Below are 20,372 nucleotides of genomic sequence, written 5' to 3'. Positions count from 1 at the left end.
CGAGACCGACGCCGCGCTCGCCGCCCTGGCGACCGCGATCGCCGACGCGACGTCGGCGCGTGACGCGGCTCTCGCCGAGATCGAGGGCGAGCGCACCCATGCGGCCGCGAACCGCCAGACCGTTGCGGCGAAGGTCCCCGCCGACCTCCTCGCCCTCTACGAGAAGCAGCGGGAGCGCTACGGCATCGGGGCCTCGCACCTGCGCGGGGGCGTCTCCGGGGCGAGCGGGGTCACCCTGAACGCGGTCGAGATGAACAAGGTGCGCGCGGCCGCCCCCGACGACGTGCTGCTGTGCCCCGACTCGAACGCGGTGCTCGTCCGCACCGCCGAGTCCGGTCTCTCCGTCACGCAGCCCGAAGTCCCGTAGCCTAGGAACGCAAACGGGCCGGCCAGACGGTCGCGTCGTTCCTCTTCGGAGGGATGCCGAGGAACGTCCGGGCACCACAGGGCAGGGCGGTGGGTAACACCCACCCGGAGTGATCCGCGAGAAAGTGCAACAGAGAGCAGACCGCCTGCCTTCTTCGGAAGGTCGGTAAGGGTGAAACGGTGGTGTAAGAGACCACCAGGGGCCCGAGTGATCGGGCTCGCTGGGTAAACCTCGTCCGGTGCAAGGTCAGACAGGGAACGTCGACGGGGCCCCCCGAGTTCCCGGGTAGACCGCTAGAGGGCTGCGGCAACGTAGTCCCGAGAGAGATGGCCGTCACGACATCGGTTCTGGAAACAGCACCGGGTCGGACAGAACCCGGCGTACCGGCCGACCCGTTTGCACCCCCGGTCGTTTGCACTCCGGTCGGAGCCGCGGAACGACGAACGCGTCGCCCCCGAGCGAGGACGACGCGTTCGTGAGGTGTGAGATCAGGCGATCTTGATGCTCGCGGCCTGCGGGCCCTTGGGACCCTGCGCAACCTCGAACGTGACCTTCTGGCCCTCTTCGAGGGAACGGTAGCCCGACGCCTCGATCGCGGAGTAGTGGGCGAACAGATCCTGCGATCCGTCGTCCGGGACGATGAAGCCGAAACCCTTTTCGGCGTTGAACCACTTCACGGTTCCACTGGGCATTGCGTACTGCTTTCTTGCACTCGACTCCGTCGATCGGAGCAACTGAGCATTGACGGTAGCGGATGGTCGGAATGTTCGTCACCCCTTTCGGGCCGAACTTCATACAACCGAAATATGGCGGTTATCGACGTTTCGGGGGGCGAGAAGGGCCCGACGTTGGCCGAGAGTCAGTTGCGCGGGCGAGCGGCGAGCCACGCCGCACCGAGGATGCCCGCGTTGTTGCGGAGTTCGGCCGGGACGATCGGCGCCCGCAGGTGCAGGAACGGCAGGAATTCGGCGGCTTCCTTGGAGACCCCGCCCCCGACGACGATCAGCGACGGCGAGAAGAGCATCTCGACGGTGTCGTAATAGCGCTGAAGGCGTTTGGCCCAGTTGCGCCAGCTCAGGCGGGAGCGTTCCTTCGCGGCGAAGGAGGCGCGGGATTCCGCATCGCGGCCGTCGACCTCGAGGTGGCCGAGCTCGGTGTTCGGGATGAGCACGCCGTCGTAGAGGAACGCGCTCCCGATCCCGGTGCCGAGCGTCGTCATGATCACGAGTCCGCGTTTGCCGCGGGCGGCGCCGAAGTGGAGCTCGGCGACGCCGGCCGCATCCGCGTCGTTGACGAAGGTGATGTCGCGACCGAGGGTCTTTTCGAAGAGCGTCTCGGCGGGGAGGCCGATCCAGCGCTTGGAGACGTTGGCGGCCGACATCGTGTGACCGTTGATGACGACGGCGGGGAAGCAGACCCCGATCGGGACGCGTCCGGTGCTGTCGCCGAAAGCTTCGACCATCGTCGCCACCTCGGCGACGATGTCGGCCGGTTCGCCGCCCTTGGGGGTGGGGACCTTGAGGCGTTCGCTCATCAGTTCGCCGGTCGCGACATCGACGAGCGCGCCCTTGATGCCGGTGCCGCCGATGTCGATGCCGATCGCCAGGGTCGGCGTCGTCGCCGGGCCCGATTGGTCACTCATGCCTTGCATCATGGCCTACGGCAGCGTCAGGATCTCGGAGCCGCGCTCGGTGACCACGATCGTGTGCTCGAACTGCGCCGTGAGGCTGCGGTCTCGGGTGACCACGGTCCAGCCGTCGTCCCACTCGTCCCAGTCGACCGTCCCGGGCTCCTCGGGGGTGCCGATCGTCAGCATCGGCTCGATCGTGAAGACCATTCCGGGCTCCAGAAGCGTCGCGTGATCGGGCGCCGCGTCGTAGTGCGGGACGACGAGCCCCGAGTGGAAGGCCTCGCCGACGCCGTGGCCCGTGTAGTCCCGCACGACGCCGTAGCCGAAGCGCCGGGCGTAGCTCTCGATCGTGCGGCCGATGACGTTGAGCTCCCGGCCCGGGGCGACGGAGCGGATGCCCCGGGTCAGCGCTTCGCGCGTGCGCTCGACGAGATCGGCGGCCTCCGGCGTCACATCGCCGACCGGAAACGTCGCGCACAGGTCGCCGTGCATCCCGTCGGCGAACGCCGTGATGTCGATCTTCACGATGTCGCCGTCGAGCAGCACGGTGTCGTCGGGGATGCCGTGGCAGATGGCCTCGTTGACCGACGTGCAGATCGACTTCGGAAACCCCCGGTAGCCCAGGGCGGACGGATAGGCGTCGTGGGCGACCAGGAACTCGTGGCCGATCGCATCCAGCTCGTCGGTCGTGATGCCGGGCCGCAGAGCCGCGGCCACGGCCTCGACCGCCTGTGCGGCGAGGCGCCCGGCGCCACGGATGCGCTCGATCTCGTCGGGGGAGTAGCGGTCGTCGCCGGTGTAGGGCCGGGGTCCGGGTCGGCCGACGTACTCGGGACGGGGGATGCGGTCCGGGACGCGTCGCGACGATCCGACGCGACCCGGGATGAGATGTCCGGCGGAGTCGCGTGGCATGCCCCCAGGTTACCGACCCGCGTAGGCTCGCCCGTATGAGCGAGTGGTACTACAACCACAAGACCGGCGAGGTCGAGGAGGGCGCGCAGTCCCTCGGATCCGACCGGGACGGGCCGTACGCGAGTCGCGAGGAGGCCGCACGCGCCCCCGAGATCGCGAAGGAGCGGGCCCGTCAGTGGGCCGCCGAAGACGAGGCCTCCGAGGGCGACTAGCTTTCCAGGGCGGCCCGCAGCGCCTCGGCGTCGCGCGGCGAGTGCAGCTTGTTCTCGGTGACGCAGTAGACGAAGGCGTCACGACCGGCAGCGACCTGCCGGCGGGTCCAGGCGGCCCAGCGGTCGATCCCCGCGGCGTCGTAGCCGTGCGGATAGCGATCGAGGTCGCCGTGCAGGCGCGCGTAGGCGAAGTCGGCGGTCGGCCAGTCGAGCACGGGCCAGCCGTTCGCGGTGTCGCCGAGCACGGCGGCGACTCCCGACTCGGTGGCCTGCCGCTGGAACCGCAGGTCGTCGAACGACGGATGCCGGGCCTCGACGGCGTGACGCAGCCCGGTCGCGGCGAGGCAGCCGAGGAACTCCTCCAGCAGACCCGCGTCGTAGGCGAGGTCGGGCGGCAACTGCCACAGCACCGGCCCGAGCTTGGGCCCCAGCTCGCGGACGCCGGAGTCGAGGAATCGGGTGATCGACTCCGCCGGATCGCGGAGTCGCTTCACGACGGCGGTGTACCGGTGGGCCTTGACCGCGAAGACGAAGTCGTCGGGCACCGCGTCGCGCCAGGACCGCCACGACGACGGCTTCTGCGCGGAGTAGAACGAACCGTTGATCTCGATCGACGTGACGCGCGTCGCGGCATGGGCGAGTTCGCCCGCCTGCCGCAGACCGGCGGGGTAGAACGTGCCCCGCCACGGCGGGTAGACCCAGCCGGCCATCCCGATGCGCGCGGCCGGCATCCGTCTATTCGTCGTAGGAGTGCTCGGGGGCCGGATAGACGCCGGAGGTGACATCCTTGCGCCAGGCGACGGCGGCATCCCCGAGCACCTGGGCGACGTTGGCGTACTGCTTGACGAACTTCGGGATGCGGCCCGTCGTCATGCCCGCCCAGTCGGTCCAGACCAGCAGCTGACCGTCGCAGTGCGGGCCGGCGCCGACACTGATGGTCGGGATGCTCAGTTCCGCCGTGACCCGGCGGGCGGCCTCGTTCGGCACCATCTCGAGCACGACGGCGAACGCCCCGGCATCCTCGACCGCCTTCGCATCGGCGAGCAGCGCCTCGATGCCCGATTCGCCGCGGCCCTGGATGACGTGACCGCCGAGCTGGTGCTCGCTCTGCGGGGTGAAGCCGATGTGCGCCATGACCGGGATGCCGGCCGACACGATGCGCCGGATCTGCTCGGCGCTGCGCACGCCCCCCTCGAGCTTCACCGCGTGCGCCCCGGTCTCCTTCATGAAGCGGAAGGCGGTGTGCAGCGCCTCGTCGGACGAGGTCTCGTAGGAGCCGAACGGCATGTCGGCGACGACGAACGCGCGCTTCACGGCACTCGCCACGCCCCGCGTGAGCGGGATGAGGTCATCGAGGGTGACCGGCACCGTGGTGTCGTAGCCGAGCACGTTGTTGCCGGCGGAGTCGCCGACGAGCAGGAAGTCGATGCCCGCCTTGTCGAAGATCGCCGCGGTCAGCATGTCGTACGACGTGAGACCGGTGATCTTGATGCCCTGCTGCTTCGCGTTGGAGAAGTGCCGGGTCCGGACGCGCTTGACGACCTCGTCTGCCATGTGGTCCAGGCTAGCCCGCGGCAGCGCCGTCGCGCCGCGCGGCCCATTCGCGGCTCAAGATCGCGTAGTCCAGTTCGCTCGTCAGTTCGTCCTTGAAGTACTCGTTCTCGACGAGGTGCGCTTCGCGGCGCATCCCGAGCCGCTCGCACAGCCGCGCGGAGGAGTCGTTGCGGGCGTCGAGCCGGGCGACGACCCGGCGCAGGCCGTTGGCGCCGAACGCCCAGTCGAGCATCGCCGTCGCGGCCTCGGTCGCGTAGCCCTGGCCGGCGACCGACGGGTGGAACACCCAGCCGACTTCGCCGTTGCCGTGCTGCCGCGACTTCAGGAACAGGATGACGTCGCCGACAAGCTGTCCCGTCTCACGCAGTTCCGCTCCGAGCGTGACGTGCTCGTCGTCGGCGGCGAGTTCGGTGCGGAACCACTGGGTCTCCAGGCGCCGCGCGATCTCCGCGGCATCCATCGGCGGGAACGGGAGGTAGCGGCACACGTCGGCATCGCCGCGGTAGGCGAGCAGTGCGTCGGTGTCGGCGGCGGTGAGCGGGCGCAGCCGCAGGCGCGGCGCTTCGAGAACAGTCACCCGGCGGTCCGGCCGGTGATCGGCAGCCGGCGGTCCCGGCCGAAGGCCATCCCCGACACCTTCGGGCCGATGGCGCCCTGCCGGCGCTTCCACTCCGATCTGTCGACGAGTTTCGCGACGAACTCGACGGTCGCGCGGTCGTAGCCTTCGGCGATGATGTCCTCGCGGCCGAGCCGGCGGGTGACGTATAGCTCGAGGATCGCGTCGAGCAGCGGGTAGGGCGGCAGGGTGTCCTGGTCGGTCTGATCGGGCCGCAGTTCGGCGCTCGGCGGCTTCTGAATCGAGTTCTCGGGAATCGGGGGCGTCTCGCCTCGCTCGATCGCGAACTCGTTGCGCCACTTCGCGAGTTCCCAGACCAGGGTCTTCGGCACGTCCTTGATCGGGGCGAAGCCGCCGGCCGTGTCGCCGTAGATGGTCGAGTAGCCGACCGACACCTCGGTCTTGTTGCCGTTCGTGAGAGCGAGGTGCCCGTTGCGGTTCGACTCGGCCATCCAAAGCAGCCCGCGCACACGCGCCTGCACGTTCTCGGCCGGCACGCCCTCCAGACCCAGTTGCTTCTCGATGACGTCGACGATGTCGCCGATCGGCTCGACCCAGTAGTGGAACCCGATGCGCTCCGCCAGATCGGCGGCGTCGTCGACCGAGCCTTCCGACGAGTACCGGGAGGGCATCGAGATGCCGTACACGTTGGCGGGCCCGATCGCGTCGGCGGCGATCGCGGCGCAGACGCTCGAGTCGATGCCGCCCGACACTCCGAGCACGACCGACGGGAATCCGTTCTTCTGCACGTAGTCACGCAGGCCGAGCACGAGGGCGTTCCAGAGTTGTTCGCGGTCGTCGGGCAGCTCCGCGACATCCCGCGCGATCGGGCCGACCTCGTCGCTGCGGGCCTCGACCGTGACGCGCTGCACGGCGACCGGAACAACCTGGTCACCGGCGGGGGCCGGGTCGACATCCACCAGCAGCAGGTGCTCGCGGAACTGCGGGGCGCGGGCGAGGATCGTGCCCGATCCGTCGACGACCACCGAGTCGCCGTCGAAGACGAGATCGTCCTGGCCGCCGACGATGTTGACGTAGGCGACGATCGTGTCGGTCTCGACCGCTCGACGGGTGACGAGGGGGAGCCGCACCTCGTCCTTGTCGCGCTCGTAGGGCGAGGCGTTGAGCACGAGCAGCAGGCCGGCGTCGGCCTCGAGCACCCGGCCCACCGGACCGCCGTCGCGCCAGAGGTCCTCGCAGACGATGACCGCGACATCCGCCCCCTTGATGCGCACGACGAGCAACTCGTCACCCGGGATGAAGGTGCGGTACTCGTCGAAGACCGCGTAGTTGGGCAGGTGGTGCTTGGCGTAGCGTGCGCGGATCTCGCCGCCCTGGATGACGGAGGCGCAGTTCTGGGCGATCGCGGTCGGCGCGTTCGAGGAGCCGAGCAGGCGCGGTTCGAACGGGCCGTCGGGGTGGCCGACGACGACGACGAGGTCGCCGAGCCCCTCCGCGACCAGCCGCGCAGGCAGGGCGTCGACGGCGGCGCGGGCTGCTCGCAGGAACGACGGCTGAGCGGCGAGGTCCTCGATCGGATAACCGCTGATCGCCATCTCGCCGGTGAGCAGCAGGTCGGCCCCGGCATCCCAGGCCGCGTGGGCGGCCGCGAGGATCTTCTCGGTGTTGCCGGCGAAGTCCCCGACGAGGGGATTGGCCTGGCTGAGCGCCAATCGCAGTCGGGGCATGTTGCTAGCCTAATGACGGCGTCGTGGGGCGCCGATCACCCGACAGTGAGGGCTCTGTGGACAAGCAACGCGACTTCGTTCTGCGCACCATCGAAGAGCGCGGCGTCAAGTTCGTGCGCCTGTGGTTCACCGATGTCGTCGGCACGCTCAAGTCGGTCGCGCTCGCCCCCGCCGAGGTCGAGGGCGCGTTCAACGAGGGCGTCGGCTTCGACGGTTCGGCGATCGAGGGACTGTCCCGCGCCTACGAGGCCGACATGCTCGCCCTGCCGGACCCGTCGACCTTCCAGATCCTGCCCTGGCGCGGCGAGGTCGACCCGACGGCCCGCATGTTCTGCGACATCACGACGCCCGACGGCCAGCCCGCCGTGTCCGACCCGCGCAACGTGCTCAAGCGTGCGCTGGCCTCGGCCGCCGACCGCGGCTTCACGTTCTACACGCACCCCGAGATCGAGTTCTACCTGCTCAAGTCGAGCAAGCTCAAGAACGGTCTGCCCGAGCCGGTCGACTCGGCCGGCTTCTTCGACAACGTGCCCGGCGGCACCGCGAACGACTTCCGGCGACGTTCGGTGCGGATGCTGGAAGACCTCGGCATCTCGGTGGAGTTCAGCCACCACGAGGCCGGCCCGGGTCAGAACGAGATCGACCTGCGCTACGCCGACGCGCTGACGACGGCCGACAACATCATGACGTTCCGCACGGTCGTCAAGGAGGTGGCGATCGAGCAGGGCGTCTACGCGACGTTCATGCCGAAGCCCTTCTCCAACCACCCCGGATCGGGCATGCACACCCACATGTCGCTCTTCGAGGGTGACGCGAACGCGTTCTACGACGCCGGCGGGCAGTACCAGCTCTCGACGATCGGGCGGCAGTTCGTCGCCGGCCTGCTCAAACACGCCCCCGAGATCACCGCCGTCACCAACCAGTTCGTCAACTCCTACAAGCGCCTCTGGGGCGGTGACGAGGCCCCGAGCTACCTGACCTGGGGTCACAACAACCGCTCGGCGCTCGTGCGCGTGCCGCTCTACAAGCCCGGCAAGGGCCAGAGCGCGCGGGTGGAGTACCGGGCGATCGACTCGGCGGCCAACCCGTACCTCGCCTACGCGCTGCTGCTGGCGGCCGGGCTCAAGGGCATCGAGAACGGCTACGAACTCCCCGCGGAGGTCGAGGGCGACGTCTGGAGCATGACGAAGGCGGAACGTCGGGCGATGGGTTACGGCAGCCTGCCGGCATCCCTCGATCACGCCCTGTCGCTTCTGGAGGACAGCGAACTCGTCGCCGAGACGCTCGGTGAGCAGGTCTTCGAGTACGTCCTGCTCAACAAGCGTCGCGAATGGGCCGGCTACCGCGCCCAGGTGACCCCGTTCGAGCTCGAGAGCAACCTCGAGATCCTCTGACCCCCGTTCCGACCCGGTTCCCGGGGGAAGCACTGCACTCATGACGCGGACGACGACGACGCTCACGGAGTTGGCGAGACTCGGTTTCGCCGACCTCGGGGCGGCGAACGACGCCCTCGCGACGGTGCCGGCCGAGGTCGTCCCGGCCTTCGCGGTCGCCGCCGACCCCGACCAGGCGTTGCGACTGCTCGGCACGCTCCGCGCGAACGCCCCGAGACCCGTGGATGCCCTGCTCACGGATCCCGCGGCGACCGAGCGCCTCATCCGGGTGCTCGGCGCATCGTCGGGGCTCGCGTCGTTCCTCGAGCGGCATCCCGAGCAACTCGCGGTGTTCGCCGACCCGCTTACTGCTCCGGCCGACGCGGAGACGGTGAGCCGAATACTGATCGAGTCGGTCGAGGGTCTCTCCGGGGAAGCGGCCTGGAACGCGCTGCGCGCGACCTACCGGTCGGAACTCGTACGGCTCGCCGCCTGGGACCTGGAGCAGCCCGACGGGGCCGCCGTCGTCGACCGGGTCGCGGCGAGCCTCGCCGACCTCGCCGGGGCCGCGCTCGACGCGTCGCTTGTCGTTGCCCGGCGTTCACTGGGCACCCCATCCTCGCCCGGTCGGGCGACGAGATTCCCCGCCGAGGAGGCCGCGGTCACGCCGCTCGCGATCATCGGCATGGGCAAGTCCGGTGCTCGAGAGCTCAACTACCTGAGCGACGTCGACGTCATCTTCGTGACCGAGGGCGGTGACCGCGAGGTCGAGATCGCGACCGCGCTCGCCCGTGAGACGATGCGCGGCATCGCCGACCTCGCCGTCGAACCGCCGCTGTGGGAGGTCGATGCCAACCTCCGGCCTGAGGGCAAGGACGGGGCGCTCGTGCGCACCCTCGAGTCTCACCTCGCCTACTACGAGCGCTGGGCGAAGTCGTGGGAGTTCCAGGCCCTGCTGAAGGCGCGTCCACTCGCCGGCGACCTCGACCTGGGGGAGCGCTACGTCGAAGCCGTGGCCCCCCTGGTGTGGTCCAGCGCCGCTCGCGAGAACTTCGTCGAGTCCGTGCAGGCGATGCGCGAGCGGGTCACCGCGCACATCCCGGCCGACGAGGTCGACATCCAGTTGAAGCTCGGCCCGGGCGGCCTGCGCGATGTCGAGTTCACCATCCAGCTGCTCCAGCTCGTGCACGGCCAGGCCGACCCGGAGGTGCGTCAGCGCTCGACCCTCGAGGCGCTTCTCGCGCTGGCCGAGCAGGGCTACATCGGGCGGGTGGAAGCGGCCGAGTTCGCGCGCGACTACCGGTTCCTGCGACTGCTGGAGCACCGCATCCAGCTCTCCCGGATGCGCCGCACCCACCTCATGCCGCGCGAAGAGGAGCAACTGCGGGTGCTCGCCCGCGCGACCGGGGTCGCGACGACCGCGGCCGGGGTGCTCGAGGCCTGGCAGAAGGTCAAGCACGAGGTGCGGACCCTGCACGAGCGACTGTTCTACCGCCCGCTGCTCTCCGCGGTCGCCGCGCTGCCCGACGGCGGCTACGCGCTGACCAGCGAACAGGCCGAGGCCCGCCTCGCGGCGATCGGATTCCGCGATCCGCGCGGCGCCCTGCACCACATCGCGGCACTCACCTCCGGGGTGTCGCGTCGCGCGCAGATCCAACGCAACCTCCTTCCGGTGATGCTCCAGTGGTTCGCGGAGGGTGCGGATCCGGATGGCGGCCTGCTCGCCTTCCGCCGCCTGTCCGACGACCTCGGCGAGGCCTACTGGTTCCTGCGGCTGCTCCGCGACTCCTCGGGCGCCGGACACCGGCTGACCCAGGTGCTCTCGGGCTCGAAGTTCGTCGCAGTGCTCCTGGAGCGCATCCCGGAAGGGGTGGTCTGGCTCGAGAACGACGGCGAACTCTCGCCCCGGCCCGCGGCACTGCTGCTCGAAGAGACCGCGGCGACCGTCGCCCGGCACTGGGACGACCCGGATGCCGCCGCCGTCGCCCTGCGCACCGCCCGCCGGCGGGAGGTGCTGCGGCTCGCCCTCGGCGCGATCGTCGGGGTGCTGACCGTCGAGGAGCTGGGCAAGGGCTTGAGCGACGTCACGTCGGCGCTCCTCACCGGAGTGCTCGCGCTCGTGCACCGCTACGGCGACGGGATCGAATTCGGCATCGTCGCGATGGGCCGGTACGGCGGGGAGGAGCTGGGCTTCGGCAGCGACGCCGACATCGTCTACGTCTACCGCTCCGCGGGCCTTGACGACGAAGAGGCCCAGCGTCGCGCGGAGCGCATCGTGCACGACGTGGCCCGGCTCACCGAAGACCTGCGGCTGCCGCTCGACCTCGACCTCGGGCTGCGGCCGGAGGGCAAGAACGGCGCGATCGTGCGCTCGCTCGACTCCTATCGCGCGTACTACGCGCGCTGGTCGCTCACCTGGGAGGCGCAGGCGCTGCTGCGTGCCCGAGGGGCCGTCGGCGACCCCGAACTGCTGCGCGCGTTCGAGGAACTGGCCGACGACATCCGGTACCCCGCCGAGATCTCGCCGACCGATGTGCGGGAGGTGCGCCGCATCAAGGCCCGCGTCGAGGCCGAGCGGCTGCCGCAGGGAGCCGACCCCGCGCGTCACCTGAAACTCGGGCGCGGCTCCTTGTCGGATGTCGAGTGGTTCGTGCAGTTGCTGCAGTTGCAGCACGGCGCCGCCGTCGAGGGGCTGCGAACGACCTCCACCCTCGACGCCCTCGCGGCTGCGGTCGCCGCGGGACTCGTGCCCGCCGACGACGCCGCGAAACTGCGCGCGGCCTGGATCATCGCCTCGCGCGCCCGGTCGGCGATGACGCTCTGGACCGCGAAGACCGCCGACGTGCTGCCGACCGACCGCCAGCAACTCGAAGGCGTCGCGCGGTTGCTGGAGTACCCGCCCGGCAGCGCCTCCCGGCTCGAAGAGGACTACCTGCGCACCACCCGGCTCGCCCGGCAAGTGTTCGAGCGCCGCTTCTACGGCGACGGCTGACTTCGCGAGCCGTTCACCCGCCGTTCGCGTGTCATCGCGCCTGCGGGTCACGGGTCCCGGGTGCACTGGGCCCATGGCGACCAGCATGCGTGTCAGTGTCATCGGAACCGGCTACCTCGGAGCCACCCATGCCGCCGCGATGGCGGAACTGGGATTCGAAGTCACCGGAGTCGATGTCGACCCGGCGAAGGTCGACCTGCTCGCCTCCGGACGGGTGCCGTTCTTCGAGCCCGGCCTTCCGGAGCTGCTGCAGAAGCACCTCGCCACCGGACGCCTGCGCTTCACCACCGACCTCGCCGCGGCGGTCGCGGATGCCGACATCCACTTCATCTGCGTCGGCACGCCCCAGCAAGCCGGGTCGTCGGCGGCCAACCTCGACTACGTGGAGGTCGCCGTCGCCGCCGTCGCCCGGGCGATGAGCCGGGACGGACTCGTCGTCGGCAAGTCGACGGTGCCCGTGGGGACGGGGGAGCGCCTGCGGGTGCTGCTCGCCGCGCTCACCCCCGAGGGCGTCGCGGCCGAGCTGGTGTGGAATCCCGAGTTCCTGCGGGAGGGGCGGGCCGTCGAGGACACGCTTCGTCCCGACCGGATCGTCATCGGCGGGGCGTCACCGGCCGCCGAAGCGATGTTGCGCGAGGTGTACGCGACGCCGATCGCCGCGGGCACCCCGGTCATCACCTGCGACCTGCCGACCGCCGAACTGGTGAAGGTGAGTGCGAACGCGTTCCTCGCGACGAAGATCTCGTTCATCAACGCGATCGCCGAGCTGTGCGAAGCGGCGGGTGCCGACGTGACCGTGCTCGCCGACGCCCTCGGCCACGACGCCCGCATCGGACGCCGCTTCCTCAACGCCGGGCTCGGGTTCGGCGGCGGATGCCTGCCCAAGGACATCCGCGCGCTCACCCACCGTGCCGGCGAACTCGGCGCCCCGCAGATCGCGTCGCTCATGCGGCGGGTCGACGAGATCAACATGCGTCAGCGCGAGCGGGTCGTCGAACTCGCGATCGCCGCCTGCGACGGCTCGGTGCTCGACGCCCGGATCGCGGTGCTCGGCGCGGCCTTCAAACCCGACACCGACGACGTGCGCGACTCGCCGGCCCTCTCGGTCGCCGCCGCCCTGCACCTGCGCGGAGCCCAGGTCTCGGTCTACGACCCGGCGGCGGGGGAGACCGGACGCCGCACCTTCCCGACGCTGACCTTCGCGGCCTCGACGGCGGAGGCGGTGCGGGGAGCGGATGTCGTGCTGGTCCTCACCGAGTGGCCCGAGTTCGTCGACGCGTCGCCCGTCGCGCTCGCGGAGCTGGCGCGCGGCCGCACCGTCATCGACGCGCGCAATTGCCTGGATGCCGACGCCTGGCGCGCCGCCGGCTGGACGCTGCACGCGCTCGGCCGCGGCGCCCCTGCCGACGTCCGATCCGTAGTGTTCGCCTAGTTCAGCGCACCTGCACGGAGCCGAGGGCGCGCACGAGCTCTCCCGTCGGAGACGTCACGATGAGCCCCGGCGAGCTTTCCGCTGAGTCGATGAGTTGCTGAAGCCACTTGCGGTCGATCTCGGGAACGCGGGAGCCCGCGAACTTGAAGTACACCGGAAGAGCCGGCGTCATCCACATCGAACTGCGTCCGTCGCCCACCGCCAGCGAGTCGAGCCATGAGATGACGAGCGGCTCGCTGCGCCGGAATCGCTGCACGATGACGATCTGCAGGTGCGAGAGGATGCGGTCCTCGAACTCGACCGCGACGTTGCCATGTGACATCGTGCCCATCAGTGCGCCGTACTCTCGGCGTCGCTCTCCGAGGGTCCGGCGATCGCGCCGCCCATCTCGAAGGAGGTCGGCAGCCGGCGGCGGGCCCGTTCGCGGATCTCAGCGGCTGCCTCCTCCACGTGCAGGTCGACGGTGGCGTCGGCATCCATCGACAACAGCTGGCTGGCGGGCCCGATCACAATTTGCATCTGCCGCACGGTGCCGTCGCTGTCGAGACCCGGGAACCGCACGACGTCAGCGGAGCCCACGATCGCCAGCACGCTCGCGTACTCCAACAGGGCGTCCGCGACGGCATCGTCAGTGGTGAACTCGGACGTGGCGTAGAGGATGCGTTTCATCGTGCGAGTCTGCGCGCCCGGTGCGCGCGGCGGAAGGACTTGACGGCAACGCGAAGGGCCGCGCTCCCGGAGGAACGCGGCCCTGTGCGTGCTGCGGAGGTGTCAGACCCCGAAGTACAGCTCGTACTCGAACGGGTGCGGACGCTGCGCGAACGGGAGGAGCTCCTTCTCGCGCTTGTAGTCGATCCAGGTGTCGATCAGGTCCTGCGTGAACACGCCGCCCTCGAGGAGGAAGTCGTGGTCGGCCTCCAGCTCGCGGAGGGCCTCGTCGAGCGATCCCGGCAGCTGCGGGATGTTCTTGGCCTCCTCGGGCGGGAGCTCGTAGAGGTCCTTGTCGACCGGGTCGTGCGGCTCGATCTTGTTCTTGATCCCGTCGAGGCCGGCCATCAGCTGGGCGGCGAAGGCGAGGTACGGGTTGCCGGAGGCGTCGGGCGCGCGGTACTCGATGCGCTTGGCCTTCGGGTTCGTGCCGGTGATCGGGATGCGAATCGACGCCGAGCGGTTACCGGCCGAGTACACCAGGTTGACCGGGGCCTCGAAGCCGGGGATGAGCCGGTGGTACGAGTTGACGGTCGGGTTGGTGAACGCGGCGATCGCGCGGGCGTGCTTGAGGATGCCGCCGATGTACCAGCGGGCGATGTCCGACAGTCCGCCGTAGCCCTTCTCGTCGTAGAACAGCGGCTTGCCGTCGCTCCACAGCGACTGGTGGGTGTGCATGCCCGAGCCGTTGTCGCCCATGAGCGGCTTCGGCATGAAGGTCGCGACCTTGCCCCACTCCTCGGCGGTGTTCTTGACGATGTACTTGAACTTCAGGATGTCGTCGGCGGCGTGCACCATCGTGTCGAACTTGTAGTTGATCTCGCCCTGGCCGGCGGTGCCGACCTCGTGGTGCGAACGCTCGACTTCGAGGCCGACCTCGATCAGCTTCAGCACGATGTCGTCGCGCAGGTCGGCGTGCTTGTCGACCGGCGTGACCGGGAAGTAGCCGCCCTTGTAGGGGGTCTTGTTGGCGAGGTTGCCGCCCTCTTCGACACGGCCCGAGTTCCAGGCGGCCTCGTCGGAGTCGACCTCGTAGAAGCTCTTGTTCTGCTTCACCTCGAAGCGCACGTCGTCGAAGATGAAGAACTCGGCCTCGGGGGCGAAGAACGCGGTGTCGGCGATGCCGGTCGAGGCGAGGTACTTCTCGGCCTTCTTGGCGACCTGACGCGGGTCGCGCGAGTAGATCTCGCCGTTCCGCGGGTTGTAGATGTCGAAGATGATGACGAGCGTGCGCTCGGTGCGGAACGGGTCGACGAACGCCGTCGAGATGTCGGGGATGAGCTGCAGGTCGGACTCGTGGATCGACTGGAAGCCGCGGATCGATGAGCCGTCGAAGAGCTGGCCGACCGAGAAGAACTCCTCGTCCACGGTCGACGCCGGGATGTTGAAGTGCTGCTGGATGCCGGGAAGGTCGGTGAATCGGATGTCGAGGAACTTGACATCCGTGTCCTTGATGAACTTCAGCACCTCGGACGAGTCGCTGAACAGAGGGGTGGACATAGGAGTTACTCCGTCGGGGCCGTGGAACGCTTCGGCTGCGGGGTGCAGCCTCGCCAGTGAGGCTACGGGAGGGCCATTTCCCGACCGTGACCGGATTGTTTCGGGAATGTTACGGCGGGTGGGGACCGTAGGCTGGAACGGTGAGCGATCCGGCCGACACCCGCTGGCCCGGCGAGCGCCTCGGGCTCCCCGAATCCGGCCCCCGTTCGATCGCCCGCCCTGGTCGTCGCCTCATCGCGCTCGCGATCGACTGGGCGCTGGCCTACGGCCTGTCGCTCGCGTTCTTCTCGACCGGTCCGTGGCAGACCGACGCGTTGATCAACCTCGCGCTGTTCGCCGGCATCCAGCTGCTGTTCCTGCTCGTCGTGAACGGCGGCGTCGGGCACCTGCTGCTCGGCATGCGCGTCGTGCCGCTGAACCCGGGCCGACTCGCGCCGTGGCGGCCACTGGTGCGCACCCTGCTGCTGTGCCTGTTCATCCCCGCGGTGATCATGGACTCCGATCAGCGCGGGCTCCACGACCGGGTCGCCGGGACGGTACTCGTTCGGGTCTAGCTACCGCGGGCGCGGTGCCCGGACGCGCTGCGGGTCGATGCCCTTGGGGATCGGCAGACCGTTCTTGCCGAGCGACTGCAGCCGGTTCGACACCGCCTGGATCTCCGACTTGGTGAGCGCGCGCTTGTAGCTCTGCAGCGTCGGCACGATGCGGTGCAGCTTCGTGGCCTCCGGGTCGCGGGCGTCGACGTAGATCAGGTGCACCGGCACCTCGGGCAGGATGCGCCGCACGTTGGCGCGCTCCTTGTCGAGCATCGGCTGGGTGCGCGAGCGCGGCCCCTCTCCGATGAGCGCGACGCCCCCCCGGCCGACGGCACGGTAGACGGCATCCTGCGTCTTGTTGAAGTTGATCGGGATCTCGTTGCCGGTCCACGACCGCCGCAGCGAGCTCTTCAGCACCGCCCCGACGGCGCCGGCCTGACCCTCGATCTGCGAGAACGCCGCCTTCTCGGCACGGCGGCCGAGCACGATGAGCAGCAGCAGGATGCCGGCGAGCACGCCCGCGACGATGTACAGGATCCACAGGATCGGATTGCCGTCGCCGAACAGCACCGCGAGCACGATGCCGGCGCCGATCGGCGCGAGCAGGGCGAGCAGCAGGTACAGGATGACGGTGCCGTCGTAGCGGCGGGTCATCTGGAAGACCTGCCACATCTGCTTCAGACGGCCGGGTTCCTTCTCGGGGGCGGTGGGGCGTGCCATGGGATCAACGATAAGGGCTTCAGGACACCGCCTGCGCGAACCCGAGTTCGGCGTCGGCGAGGTGCTGCAGGTGGGCCGGGATGTCGCGGCCCTTCGCCATCATCGAACGCGCCCAGAGCCGCCCCGCCCGGTACGACGACCGCACGAGCGGACCGGCGAGCACACCGAGGAAACCGATCTCCTCCGCCTCCTGCTTCATCTCGACGAACTCCTCCGGGCGCACCCAGCGGTCGACGGGGTGATGGCGCAGGCTCGGCCGCAGATACTGCGTGATCGTGATGATGTCGGTGCCGGCCTCGTGCAGGTCGCGCAGGGCCTGGCTGACCTCCTCCCGGGTCTCGCCCATCCCGAGGATGAGGTTCGACTTCGTGATGAGTCCCGCCGCCCGTCCCTGCGTCAACACGTCGAGCGAGCGCTCGTAGCGGAACGCCGGTCGGATGCTCTTGAAGATCCGCGGCACCGTCTCGACGTTGTGCGCGAACACTTCCGGGCGGCTCTCGAAGACGACCCCGAGCAGGTCGGGATTCCCCGAGAAGTCGGTCGCGAGGATCTCCACGCCCGTCCCCGGGTTCGCGGCATGGATGGCGCGCACGGTCTCGGCGTGCAACCAGGCGCCCTCATCGGGGAGGTCGTCGCGGGCGACGCCGGTCACGGTCGCGTAGCGCAGCCCCATCCGCACGACCGACTCGGCGACCCGACGCGGTTCGTCGGTGTCGTAATCGGCGGGCTTGCCGGTGTCGATCTGGCAGAAGTCGCAGCGCCGCGTGCACTGGCTGCCACCGATGAGGAACGTCGCCTCGCGGTCCTCCCAGCACTCGTAGATGTTCGGGCAGCCGGCCTCCTGGCACACCGTGTGCAGGTCCTCGGTCTTCACCAGGTTGTGCAGCGCGGTGTACTCGGGGCCCATCTTGGCGCGCGTCTTGATCCACTCCGGCTTGCGCTCGATCGGGGTCTCGGCGTTGCGCACCTCGAGGCGCAGCAGCTTGCGTCCGTCCGATCCGACCTGGGTGGCACTCATACCGGCACCACCGCCGCCAGAGACGGTGCCAGGTGCTCGGCGAAGTGCTTTTCGACGAGCGGAACGACATCCCCGGGGGTGATCTCGCGGCCGAGCTCGCGGCTGATGCTCGTCACTCCTGCCTCGGCGATGCCGCAGGCGATGATCGCGCGGTAGGCGTCGAACGCGTTCGAGCAGTTGAGGGCGAAGCCGTGCATCGTCACTCCGTCGGCGACCCGGATGCCGATTGCGGCGATCTTGTCGCCGTGCGGCCGATCCGCACCGACCAGCCACACTCCGCTGCGGCCGTCGACGCGCACCCCGGCGATGCCGAACTCGGCGAGGACGTCGATCAGCATCCCCTCCAGCCGCCGCACGTACGCGACGACGTCGATCGGGTCGGCGAGTCGCACGATCGGGTAGCCGACCAGTTGCCCCGGCCCGTGCCAGGTGATCTTGCCGCCGCGATCGACGTCGACGACGGGCGTGCCGTCGATCGGCCGCTCGTGCGGCTCGGTGCGTTTTCCCGCGGTGTACACCGACGGGTGCTCCAGGAGGAGGACGGTATCTGGCGCCCTGCCGCTCGCGACGTCGGCGTGCACGGCACGCTGCGTTTCGAGGGCAGTGGAATACGGCACGGAGTTGGCGCTTAGCCCCGTGACGACGTAGTCGACCACGAGCCGAGCCTAGCCCGGCGGCTCCTTCCCCGTCGGCACGGGACGTGCCTGTCCCGAACGTCGGGTGACCGCACCCGCGGGGCACGTCGGTGCCGCACGGTGGGCAGGTGGAGGATGTCGCGGGCTACCGGGTGCTGCGGTCGGTCGGGCACGGCGATCGGGCGCGACTCCTGCTCGGCTTCGACGACGGACACACCGTCGTCCTCAAGGTCTGTGCGGCGGGCGACCCGCTCCGCCACACCGAGATCGAGGCGCTGTGCCGGGCCGCGGGCGACCACGTCGTCAGGCTCGACGACGTGGCATCCGACGGCCGGGATGCCGTGCTCGTGCTCGAACGGCTGCCCGGCGGGACGCTCGCCGAGCTGCTGGACCGGCGAGGCACTCTCGGCGCCGGCGAGGCGGTGACGATCCTTGCCCCGATCGCGGCGACGATCGACCGGTTGCACGCCTCCGGCGTCGCGCACCGGGCCCTCTCGCTCACCTCCGTGTGCTTCCGTGAGGACGGCGCTCCGACTCTCACCGGGTTCGGTCATGCCGAACTGTTCGCTCCGGGCTCGCCGGAGGTCGTGCGCGAGACGGTCGCGGGCGTGATCGCCGATCGTGCCGCGCTGGGCGACATCACGGGGGTCGTCCTCGGCCGGGTCGCGGGGGAGCGAGCTCCGGCGGCGGTGCGGCTCGCGCACCGGCTGCCGGAGGTCTCGCTCGAGGCGCTCGGGCGGGCGCTGTTCGACCTCGCGACACCGACTCCCGTGCGGTTCGACGCGGAACCCGCCGAAGTCGAGACGGCACGCCTGGGGGCGCCTCAGGAGACGGCCGACGTCGAGGAGGAGGCGCCGGGCCTCCTCCCGACGGGGATCCCGCCCGGGATTCTCGCGCTGATCCCCGACGGGATCCGGGAGCGGGTCGCCGAGGTCGTCGATCGGGGACGCCGGCTCTGGTCGGCGTGGCCGTCGACACGGAGGCGTCTCGCGCTCGGAGTGACGGCCGGGGGCTTGACGGTCGTGGTCGCCGTCGCGCTCGTGCCGCCCGCGCCCGCGGGGCCGACGGCGGCGCAGCCGACCCCGATCCCGTCGGCGAGCATCGGGGAGCCCGTCTCCGGGCTTCCCGATGACCCGGTCGCGGCTGCCGCCGTGCTCCTGGAGCTCCGAGACCGGTGCGTCCGCGACCTCTCGCTGCTCTGCCTCGACGACGTCGTGCAAGCCGGATCGGCCGCGCACGATCAGGATGTCGAGCTGATCCGCGCTCTGCAGGAGGGCCGGGAACTCCCGGAGGCCGGCATCCTCGCGGGTGCGCCGGTGCTCGTCGAACGCCTGGGCGACTCGGCCTTGCTCGACCTCCCCGCCGGCAGTCAGCCCAGGTCGGTCCTGCTGCTGAGAACGACGAACGGCTGGCGCATCCGGCAGTACCTGAATCAGTACCCGGATGTGCCAGCCGTATCGACGGGCGGTGACGAGCCCTAGATTCCGTGCCTCAGATCCCGAGGACCGAGGCGAAGTCGCCGCTCTCGAGACGGGCCTTGACCGCGCCGAGGAAGCGCGCGGCGTCGGCGCCGTCGACGATGCGGTGGTCGTAGGAGAGTGCGAGGTAGACCGTCGAGCGGATCGCGATGGCGTCGAGGCCCTCGTCCGACACGACGACGGGCTTCTTCACGACGATGCCGGTGCCGAGGATGGCCGACTGCGGCAGGAACACGATCGGCGTGTCGAACAGCGCGCCGCGGGAGCCGGTGTTCGTGACCGTGAACGTGCCACCCGAGAGCTCGTCGGGCGTCAGCTTGTTGTTGCGCGTCCGGTCGGCCTTGTCGGCGATCTCAGCGGCGAGCTGCGCGATGTTCAGGTCGCTCGCGTTGCGCACCACGGGGGTGAGCAGACCGCGCTCGGTGTCGACCGCGATGCTCACGTTCTCGTGATCCGGGTAGACGATGCTCTCGCCGTCGACCGTCGCGTTGATGATCGGGAACGCCTTGAGCGCCTCCGCCGCGGCGAGCACGAAGAACGGCAGGAAGCTGAGCTTCTGGCCGGTCTTGGCCTGGAACGCGGCCTTCACCTCGTCGCGGTAGTTGGCGACCTTGGTCACATCGACCTCGACGACGGTCGTCAGCTGCGCGAGCGTCGTCATCGAGAGCACGGCGCGTTCGGCCACCACCTTGCGCAGGCGCGACATCGGCACCGTGGTGCCGCGCAGCGGCGAGACCTCGAGCGCGGGGGCCGCCTTCGTCGCGGGAGCCGCGGTCGAGACAGCAGGGGCTCCCGCGGCGAGCACGTCCTGCTTGCGGATGCGTCCGCCGACCCCGGTGCCGGTCACCGACGCGAGATCGATGCCCTTGTCGTTGGCCAGTTTGCGCACGATCGGCGTGACGTAGCCGGCGTGGGCGTTCGCCGGAGCCGCGACAGGTGCGGCGGCGGGCGCGGGTGCCGGAGCGGCGGCGGGTGCCGGAGCGGCGACCGGGGCAGGAGCG

General features: G+C 70.0%; 21 protein-coding genes and 1 other RNA gene. 8 read left to right on the top strand and 14 right to left on the bottom strand.

Features of this window, described 5'->3' with window-relative positions:
* The coding region (locus ACILQS_RS09865; protein ID WP_395639949.1) for a zinc ribbon domain-containing protein at positions 1-367 on the top strand (367 nt) is incomplete at its 5' end.
* Between the two features lie 14 nt (positions 368-381).
* Positions 382-766, top strand: an RNA gene (gene rnpB / locus ACILQS_RS09860) — RNase P RNA component class A.
* Between the two features lie 89 nt (positions 767-855).
* Here the strand turns inward: rnpB and ACILQS_RS09855 are convergent.
* The 3 genes from ACILQS_RS09855 to map all read right to left on the bottom strand — a co-directional run bounded on the left by ACILQS_RS09855 (position 856) and on the right by map (position 2,909).
* Positions 856-1,059 carry a cold-shock protein gene (locus tag ACILQS_RS09855; RefSeq protein ID WP_191281889.1) on the bottom strand — a complete coding sequence of 68 codons (204 nt, stop codon included), beginning with the start codon at positions 1,057-1,059 and terminating at the stop codon, positions 856-858.
* 167 nt (positions 1,060-1,226) lie between these two features.
* Complete coding sequence (gene ppgK, locus ACILQS_RS09850; protein WP_395639948.1) at positions 1,227-2,009, bottom strand: polyphosphate--glucose phosphotransferase; 783 nt, start codon at positions 2,007-2,009, stop codon at positions 1,227-1,229.
* A 15-nt stretch (positions 2,010-2,024) separates the two neighbouring features.
* Entirely contained in the window at positions 2,025-2,909 is an 885-nt protein-coding gene (map, locus tag ACILQS_RS09845) for a type I methionyl aminopeptidase (protein ID WP_395639947.1), read from the bottom strand.
* Positions 2,910-2,944: 35 nt separating this feature from the next.
* Between map and ACILQS_RS09840 the strand changes: the two genes are divergently transcribed.
* Positions 2,945-3,121, top strand: coding sequence for a methionine aminopeptidase (locus ACILQS_RS09840; protein WP_395639946.1), 177 nt, complete (start codon positions 2,945-2,947; stop codon positions 3,119-3,121).
* Here the strand turns inward: ACILQS_RS09840 and ACILQS_RS09835 are convergent.
* Genes ACILQS_RS09835 through ACILQS_RS09820 form a run of 4 tightly spaced genes read right to left on the bottom strand, consistent with a single transcriptional unit; the run spans position 3,118 to position 6,979 of the window.
* The gene (locus ACILQS_RS09835; RefSeq protein WP_395639945.1) at positions 3,118-3,852 is read right to left on the bottom strand and encodes a DUF72 domain-containing protein; all 735 of its coding nucleotides are present in this window, start codon (positions 3,850-3,852) and stop codon (positions 3,118-3,120) included. The two genes, ACILQS_RS09840 and ACILQS_RS09835, sit on opposite strands and share 4 nt — an antisense overlap.
* A gap of 4 nt (positions 3,853-3,856) precedes the next feature.
* The gene (gene panB / locus ACILQS_RS09830; RefSeq protein ID WP_395639944.1) at positions 3,857-4,675 is read right to left on the bottom strand and encodes a 3-methyl-2-oxobutanoate hydroxymethyltransferase; all 819 of its coding nucleotides are present in this window, start codon (positions 4,673-4,675) and stop codon (positions 3,857-3,859) included.
* Positions 4,676-4,685: 10 nt separating this feature from the next.
* On the bottom strand, positions 4,686-5,252 hold the full coding sequence (locus ACILQS_RS09825; RefSeq protein WP_395639943.1) for a GNAT family N-acetyltransferase: 567 nt from the start codon (positions 5,250-5,252) through the stop codon (positions 4,686-4,688).
* Positions 5,249-6,979 carry an NAD+ synthase gene (locus ACILQS_RS09820; protein ID WP_395639942.1) on the bottom strand — a complete coding sequence of 577 codons (1,731 nt, stop codon included), beginning with the start codon at positions 6,977-6,979 and terminating at the stop codon, positions 5,249-5,251. The genes ACILQS_RS09825 and ACILQS_RS09820 overlap by 4 nt, the downstream gene beginning before the upstream one ends.
* Positions 6,980-7,035: 56 nt before the next feature.
* On the opposite strand from ACILQS_RS09820, the gene glnA (ACILQS_RS09815) reads away from it, so the two are divergent.
* From glnA (ACILQS_RS09815) to ACILQS_RS09805, 3 genes are all read left to right on the top strand, one after another.
* On the top strand, positions 7,036-8,373 hold the full coding sequence (gene glnA, locus ACILQS_RS09815) for a type I glutamate--ammonia ligase (protein WP_395639941.1): 1,338 nt from the start codon (positions 7,036-7,038) through the stop codon (positions 8,371-8,373).
* Positions 8,374-8,413: 40 nt separating this feature from the next.
* The gene (locus ACILQS_RS09810; RefSeq protein ID WP_395639940.1) at positions 8,414-11,344 is read left to right on the top strand and encodes a bifunctional [glutamine synthetase] adenylyltransferase/[glutamine synthetase]-adenylyl-L-tyrosine phosphorylase; all 2,931 of its coding nucleotides are present in this window, start codon (positions 8,414-8,416) and stop codon (positions 11,342-11,344) included.
* 73 nt (positions 11,345-11,417) lie between these two features.
* Positions 11,418-12,776 carry a UDP-glucose dehydrogenase family protein gene (locus tag ACILQS_RS09805; protein WP_395639939.1) on the top strand — a complete coding sequence of 453 codons (1,359 nt, stop codon included), beginning with the start codon at positions 11,418-11,420 and terminating at the stop codon, positions 12,774-12,776.
* A gap of 1 nt (position 12,777) precedes the next feature.
* Here the strand turns inward: ACILQS_RS09805 and ACILQS_RS09800 are convergent, their stop codons facing one another.
* The 3 genes from ACILQS_RS09800 to glnA (ACILQS_RS09790) form a co-directional block, all read right to left on the bottom strand.
* Positions 12,778-13,107 carry an ATP-dependent DNA ligase gene (locus ACILQS_RS09800; protein ID WP_395639938.1) on the bottom strand — a complete coding sequence of 110 codons (330 nt, stop codon included), beginning with the start codon at positions 13,105-13,107 and terminating at the stop codon, positions 12,778-12,780.
* Positions 13,107-13,445, bottom strand: coding sequence for a hypothetical protein (locus tag ACILQS_RS09795; protein WP_395639937.1), 339 nt, complete (start codon positions 13,443-13,445; stop codon positions 13,107-13,109). Before ACILQS_RS09795 ends, ACILQS_RS09800 begins: the two co-directional genes overlap by 1 nt.
* A 102-nt stretch (positions 13,446-13,547) precedes the next feature.
* Entirely contained in the window at positions 13,548-14,972 is a 1,425-nt protein-coding gene (glnA, locus tag ACILQS_RS09790) for a type I glutamate--ammonia ligase (protein ID WP_395639950.1), read from the bottom strand.
* 152 nt (positions 14,973-15,124) lie between these two features.
* Here glnA (ACILQS_RS09790) and ACILQS_RS09785 point away from each other — a divergent pair, with 152 nt between their 5' ends.
* Positions 15,125-15,538: an RDD family protein gene (locus ACILQS_RS09785; protein ID WP_395639936.1), complete on the top strand. Its 414-nt coding sequence runs from the start codon at positions 15,125-15,127 to the stop codon at positions 15,536-15,538.
* On the opposite strand, the gene ACILQS_RS09780 is transcribed toward ACILQS_RS09785, so the two are convergent.
* From ACILQS_RS09780 to lipB, 3 genes are read right to left on the bottom strand one after another with little or no spacing between them, the layout of a single operon-like run.
* Positions 15,539-16,240, bottom strand: a complete 702-nt coding sequence (locus ACILQS_RS09780) for a DUF4191 domain-containing protein (protein ID WP_395639935.1) — start codon at positions 16,238-16,240, stop codon at positions 15,539-15,541.
* 19 nt (positions 16,241-16,259) lie between these two features.
* The gene (gene lipA, locus ACILQS_RS09775) at positions 16,260-17,258 is read right to left on the bottom strand and encodes a lipoyl synthase (RefSeq protein WP_395639934.1); all 999 of its coding nucleotides are present in this window, start codon (positions 17,256-17,258) and stop codon (positions 16,260-16,262) included.
* Positions 17,255-17,914, bottom strand: a complete 660-nt coding sequence (lipB, locus tag ACILQS_RS09770) for a lipoyl(octanoyl) transferase LipB (protein ID WP_395639933.1) — start codon at positions 17,912-17,914, stop codon at positions 17,255-17,257. The genes lipA and lipB overlap by 4 nt, the downstream gene beginning before the upstream one ends.
* A gap of 107 nt (positions 17,915-18,021) precedes the next feature.
* On the opposite strand from lipB, the gene ACILQS_RS09765 reads away from it, so the two are divergent.
* Positions 18,022-19,374, top strand: coding sequence for a protein kinase domain-containing protein (locus ACILQS_RS09765; protein WP_395639932.1), 1,353 nt, complete (start codon positions 18,022-18,024; stop codon positions 19,372-19,374).
* 10 nt (positions 19,375-19,384) lie between these two features.
* Here the strand turns inward: ACILQS_RS09765 and sucB are convergent.
* Positions 19,385-20,372: 2-oxoglutarate dehydrogenase, E2 component, dihydrolipoamide succinyltransferase (gene sucB, locus ACILQS_RS09760; protein WP_395639931.1), on the bottom strand; the 988-nt coding region annotated here is incomplete at its 5' end.

This window comes from Pseudolysinimonas sp., from assembly GCF_044239695.1.
In the GTDB taxonomy this organism is placed as follows: domain Bacteria; phylum Actinomycetota; class Actinomycetes; order Actinomycetales; family Microbacteriaceae; genus Pseudolysinimonas_A.
The sequence above is the reverse complement of the archived record's forward strand: the minus strand, read 5'-3'. Positions and strand labels throughout refer to the sequence as shown.